This window comes from Streptomyces sp. NPDC059861, assembly GCF_042731435.1.
Lineage (GTDB): Bacteria > Actinomycetota > Actinomycetes > Streptomycetales > Streptomycetaceae > Streptomyces.
Genome location: NZ_JBHWJQ010000083.1, coordinates 1 through 5564 on the forward strand (window position 1 = coordinate 1; position 5564 = coordinate 5564).

5 protein-coding genes and 1 pseudogene are annotated in these 5564 nt (G+C 69.1%); 2 read left to right on the top strand and 4 right to left on the bottom strand.

What is annotated here, in order from left to right; all coding sequences use genetic code 11:
- Nucleotides 1-226: 226 nt before the first annotated feature.
- On the bottom strand, nt 227-961 hold the full coding sequence (locus tag ACFV6X_RS35370) for an SDR family NAD(P)-dependent oxidoreductase (protein ID WP_385390530.1): 735 nt from the start codon (nt 959-961) through the stop codon (nt 227-229).
- A gap of 153 nt (nt 962-1114) precedes the next feature.
- Between ACFV6X_RS35370 and ACFV6X_RS35375 the strand changes: the two genes are divergently transcribed.
- On the top strand, nt 1115-1774 hold the full coding sequence (locus ACFV6X_RS35375) for a TetR/AcrR family transcriptional regulator (protein WP_385390532.1): 660 nt from the start codon (nt 1115-1117) through the stop codon (nt 1772-1774).
- A 46-nt stretch (nt 1775-1820) separates the two neighbouring features.
- Here the strand turns inward: ACFV6X_RS35375 and ACFV6X_RS35380 are convergent, their stop codons facing one another.
- From ACFV6X_RS35380 to ACFV6X_RS35390, 3 genes and pseudogenes are all read right to left on the bottom strand, one after another.
- Complete coding sequence (locus ACFV6X_RS35380) at nt 1821-2846, bottom strand: 2Fe-2S iron-sulfur cluster-binding protein (protein ID WP_385390533.1); 1026 nt, start codon at nt 2844-2846, stop codon at nt 1821-1823.
- Nucleotides 2847-3018: 172 nt separating this feature from the next.
- A pseudogene (locus tag ACFV6X_RS35385) lies at nt 3019-3582 on the bottom strand (MOSC domain-containing protein); the annotation flags it as partial.
- A 106-nt stretch (nt 3583-3688) separates the two neighbouring features.
- Nucleotides 3689-4201, bottom strand: a complete 513-nt coding sequence (locus tag ACFV6X_RS35390; RefSeq protein WP_385390534.1) for a CGNR zinc finger domain-containing protein — start codon at nt 4199-4201, stop codon at nt 3689-3691.
- A gap of 165 nt (nt 4202-4366) precedes the next feature.
- Here ACFV6X_RS35390 and ACFV6X_RS35395 point away from each other — a divergent pair, with 165 nt between their 5' ends.
- Nucleotides 4367-5236 (top strand): alpha/beta fold hydrolase, encoded by an 870-nt coding sequence (locus tag ACFV6X_RS35395; RefSeq protein ID WP_385390536.1) that lies wholly within the window; start codon nt 4367-4369, stop codon nt 5234-5236.
- The last annotated feature ends 328 nt before the right edge of the window (nt 5237-5564 follow it).

A 5564-nucleotide genomic window follows, 5' to 3' on the forward strand; every position in this document is an offset into this window, starting at 1 on the left:
TTGCCGGCGAAGGCGTTGCCGAAGAAGTTCAGACGCGGTTCCATGGCGATCTCCTGGTCGGGTTCCGGATACGCACTCCAGACCGGACAGCCCCGCCGCCTGTGACACCGAGAGGTGTGGCGTGCATCACTCGCGGTGTGGCCTGCATCACTCGCGGCCCTTCCGGGCAACGCTGAGCGAGAGATGCGGGCCCAGTGGTCGCCCGCCGAGCCCGCACCTCCCGTCCTCACTGGGTCTGATCGGCCGGGCGGACCAGGATCTCGTTGACGGCCACGTGCTCGGGCTGGGTGACCGCGTACAGAACCGCGGCGGCGATGTCCTCGGACTGGAGGGTGCGCATGGACTCGGCCATGTTCTTGGCCGCGGCCTGCATCGCCTCATCGGTGATGTGGCTGGTCAGCTCTGTCGAGACGAATCCGGGCTCGATGACGACGACGCGCACGCCCTGGGTGGTGACCTCCTGCCGCAACGCCTCGGAGAAGGCGTTGATGCCGAACTTGGTCGCCGCGTACGCGCCGCTGGCGGGAGATGCCGTTCGCCCCGACGTCGAGGAGATCTGCACCACCGCGCCCTTGGAACGGAGCAGGTGGGGCAGCGCCGCGTGGACCACGTACATCGAGCCGAGCAGGTTGGTCTCGACCATGCGCGTCCACTCCCTGGTGTCCGCGCCGAGGATCATGCCGCTGAGCATGACGCCCGCGTTGTTCACCACGATGTCGAGTGCGCCGAAGTGCCCGACGGTCGCCGCGACCGCGTCCGTCACCGACCGCTGGTCGGTGACGTCGAGCGTGAGGGGCAGTGTCTCGCCGGGGGCGTCCTTCGCCAGCGCTTCGAGCCGGTCGGTCCTGCGTGCGCCGGCGACCACGTTGGCCCCCGCCTTCGACAGGGCGAGTGCCGTCGCCTGGCCGATGCCTGACGACGCGCCGGTGACCAGGGCGACTTTTCCTTCAAGGGTGCTCACTTTTTCCTCCGGGGTGCGTGGATGCCGCGGGCGGCCGATTCGATGGCCGAAGCGGCGCAGCAGAAGATGACCGATGGGTCATGTTGACCGTAGCACCCAACGTGACCGGCTGGTCATGTTGCTGGTAGGCTTCTCTTCGCGGAGGAGGAAGACATGACCGAGACGACGACGCCTTCGAGTCCGAGGGCGGACATGGTGCGCAACCGGCGTCTCCTGCTGGCCGCCGCCACCTCGGCCTTCGCCGAGCGCGGGATGGAGGTGTCGATGGGTGAGATCGCCCAGCGCGCCGGCGTCGCCAAGGGCACCGTGTTCCGGCACTTCGCCTCGAAGGAGGACCTGCTCGCGGCGATCATGCTCCAGGTGATCGATCAGCTGCTCGACACGGCGGACCGGCTCAAGTCGGCCGACGACGCGGGCGAGGCGCTACGGGAGTTCATGACGGCCGGTGTCGAGACGCTTGCCGCCGACCGCGCGTTCTGCGAGGTGATCGGACGGCCTTCGCTGCAGCATGCCGAGGTGCGGGATGCCATCGACCGTCTCTGTGCCATCGTGGAGACACTCACCGTCCGCGCCCAGGACCGGGGCGCGATCCGCTGCGACATCACGGGAACGGACATCGTCCTGCTCCTCGGCGGTATTCACCAGACGGCGGAGCCCTTGCTGGCCGCGCAACCACAGGCCTGGCGCCGCTACCTGGAGCTGGCCTTCGACGGCCTGTTCGCTGCCGACGCCCGTACCCTGCCGCATCCGCCTCCGCCGCGTCTGAACCTCACCGACTCTCCGGCCGGCCCTTCGGCCGACTCTTCGGCCTGACGGACGGCGGGCGCCGGAGCGCGCCGCGTCGCCTCGTTGCCGTCGATCAGAGATCGAGGACGACTTCGGTGGTCGGTTCGCTGCAGCAGACGAGGACGGTCCCCGGCTCGGGGAGTTCGAGCGGTGGGGTGGTGTAGGTGACGTCGCCTGCCACGAGTCGGGTCACACAGGTGTGGCAGACGCCGGTGCGACAGGACCAGCGGGTGGGGATGTCGCAGGCTTCGGCGAGGTCGAGAAGTGAGGCGTGGGCGGCTGACCAGGGGGTGGTGATGCCGCTTCGGGCGAAGGTGATGAGGGGGCCGGTCCCCGTGGGCCCGGGTGGCTGGTGCGGCCGCACCGCGGCAGTGGCGGTGACGCCGGGGTTGACGGCGGTGAGGGCGCTGAACTGTTCCGCATGGATCCGCTCGGGGCGCAGGCCGTGCTCGTGCAGGAGGCCGCTGAGACCGTCCATGAAGGACGTCGGCCCGCAGAGGTACGCGTCGGCGTCGGCCGGAATGCCGATGGCTTTGAGCGAGAGGGTGGTCGGGTGACCGTAGGTGATGTGTGATTCCCCGTCATGCGGGGTCTCGGCGGTGTAGAAGATGTGCTCGTGCGCGTCGGGGAGTTGCGCCAGGAGACCGCGGGCCTCCTCCGCGAAGGCGTGCTGGGCCCCGTTGCGAGCGGTGTGGATCCACCAGACGGGCCGCGGGTCCCGTGCGGCGGCAAGGTGGTGCAGCATGGCGAGTACGGGAGTCACACCGATCCCCGCGGAGGCGAGGACGACGGGACGGTCGCCTCCTTCGAGTACGAACGTTCCGCGGGGACTCGCGATGTCCACGAAGTCACCGGCGTGGAGCGCGGAATGGATGTAGCCGCTGACTTTTCCGTGCGGCTCGTGCTTGACGCTGATGCGGTAGGTGCCGGCCGTGGGAACCGAGGACAAGGAGTAGCTGCGCACCGCGGGGGCGGGGTCGCCGACGGCCAGGCGGATGGACAGATACTGGCCCGGGCGGGCCTCGGGCAGGGGTGGGCCGTCGGTGGTGTCGAGGTAGATCGACGAGATGGCGGGGGTCTCGGGGACGATGCGGGCCACGCGCATGGTCTTGAAGCCCGGCCATCCCGGCTCTTGCCTGGACTGCCCGGTGCCGACGCGTTCGTCCGGCCATCCCGGTTCCTGCCCGGGCTGCTGGGCGGCGGCCAGGTCGCGGAAGGACTGCTGCCAATCCGGGGCTGAGAGCCGGGATGTTCAGTGCTCTGCGCAGCTTGGCGGGGTCACGACCGGGCAGGTAGAGCAGCGCGTCGGTCTCGGCGACGCTGAGTTCTTCGGGGCCCTTGCGGGCCGGCGTGATGGCGTCGCCGGCCTGCACGCGGCCCTCGGTGATCACTCGCAGATAGAAGCCGGGCCGGTGGTGGGCGACCAGTAGAGAGGCCATGGCCGGTTCGCCCAGCCGCATGCCGACGCGGTAGCAGGTCACACGGGGTTGGGTGACCTCGAACTCGGCTTCGCCGATCCGGTACCGGTCGCCGATGCATACCTGTTCGTCGGGCAGACCGTCGACGGTGAAATTCTCCCCGAAGCTCCCGAAGGTCAAGTCGTCGCGGCCCAGCTGCTTCTGCCAGTACTGGTAGGACTGAAGCTGGTAGACGAGCACGGCTCGCATCTCGCCGCCGTGCCCGGCGAGATCTCCCTGACCGTCGCCCTCGACATTCGAACGGCGAACCATACGCGGGCCCTGGACGGGGGCTTTCCAGGCTCCGGTGTGGACGGTCCTGCCCTGCCAGGACACGTCCTTGGGCATGCCCACGTTCACGGAGAGCAGCGTCGCCATTGCGGACCTCCTGTGGGACGGCCGGCCGGGGCAGCTCCACTGGCGCGGTGATCTGTGCGCTCAGCCCGATCCTGGTTCCCGACCGGTGAGACGGCGGCCGGAGCCGCTATGCGGACGTGGCGCCCTTGGTGCGCTGATAGTGGCGCCTTGCTTTCATGCGGTTGCCGCAGACCGCCATGGAGCACCAGCGGGCCTTGTTCGTCTTGCTGCGGTCGATGAGGAAAAGGCGGCACTCGGGGTTGGCGCACGGTCGTAGCCGGCCCGGGAGCGCCTGTTGCGCCTCGCTCCACGCCAGCACGGCTTCCACGGCCAGCCGCCGCTCCGCAGGGGCGTCCAGCTCCCATGACACCCCCTCGCAGGAGAGGCGCGGACGCGAAGTCACGCCTTCCAGGAGCGGCGCCAGCGACGTCGCGGGGCGAGTGCCGCGCACCACGTCCTGGAGGGCGTCGCGTGCCTGCATGAGGTTGCGGAGCTCGTCCACGGTTCCGGTGCCGCCGTGGGCCTGCTGCCAGCGCTCGGCCGCTTCCGGGTCCGCCAGCTCGTCCTGCACGGCACCGCTGATCAAGGGTGTGCTGTTGAGAAGTTCCAACAGCGTCTCCTGCGGTTCTCGGTCGGCCACCGCCACGCCTCCTAACCGATTCGATCTGCTTTGCAGGTTACATGAACGGTCCCGCCGCTGGACGGTCTCCCTCCCCATCTAACCCCATGGGAAGACTTGACGGGTTATGTCGCGTGTGCTCGACTGGAAACATAACCAGCGAAGTGCGAGAGAAGGGTTAGAAACATGGCTGCCTCAGTGCACCACCGCACCGCCACCGTCAACGGCCTCGAGGTCTTCTACCGGGAGGCCGGCGATCCGCGATCGCCGGTCGTGGTGCTTCTGCACGGCTTCCCGACCAGCTCACACATGTTCCGCGGGCTCATCCCGGCCCTCGCCGACCACTACCGCGTGATCGCACCCGACCACATCGGGTTCGGCCAGTCCGCGATGCCCACCCCGCAGGACTTCCCGTACACCTTCGACGCCCTCACCGACGTCACCGCCGGCCTGCTCCAGCAGCTGGGCGTCGACCGGTTCGCGATGTACGTACAGGACTACGGCGCCCCCATCGGCTGGCGTCTGGCCCTCCAGTCCCCGGACCGCATCACGGCGATCATCACCCAGAACGGAAACGCCTACGAGGCGGGCTTCGTCAAGCCCTTCTGGGACGGCGCCTTCGCCTACGCCCAGGCCCCGGGGCCGGACACCGAAGGTCCCATGCGGGCCGCGCTGACCCTCGAGATCACCCGCTGGCAGTACGTGAACGGTGTCGCCGATCCCAGTCTGGTCAGCCCAGACAACTGGGTGCACGACCAGGCGCTGCTGGACCGCCCGGGCAACGACGAGATCCAGCTCAAGCTCTTCCGCGACTACCCGACCAACGTGGACCTCTACCCGCAGGTCCACCAGTACTTCCGCGACTCCCAGGTCCCGCTGCTGGCGGTCTGGGGCGCGAACGACGAGATCTTCGGCCCCGCCGGTGCGGAGGCGTTCCGCGACGATCTGCCCGATGCCGAGGTCCACCTGCTCGAGTCCGGGCACTTCGCCCTGGAGAGCCACCTCGAGACCATCACCGAGCACATCCGCGACTTCCTCGCACGGGTCCTCGCATGACGTCAAGCGCGTGACAAGGAGACCCCCTCTCCCCAGGCGCCGTCGGACACTTCCTCACCCCGGCCCCTCTCCCCGAACGTCTGCTGTTCGCCGAGCGGTTGGGCCACCGTGTGCGCGTGAGGTTCGACGACGCCTGGATCGCCGACAGCGAGCAGGTGACGCTGCTCCACGAACCGGGCCGCTACCCCGTCGCCTGTTTCCCTCGCGGACATCGACGAGCAGGCCCTGGTCGCGAGCGGCAAGGTCACCCGGCACAAGGCCCTCGGCGCGCACCGCCCGGGTGGCGGGGGGCGCCGACGGGCGGCGGGCTCTGATAGACCAATACCAG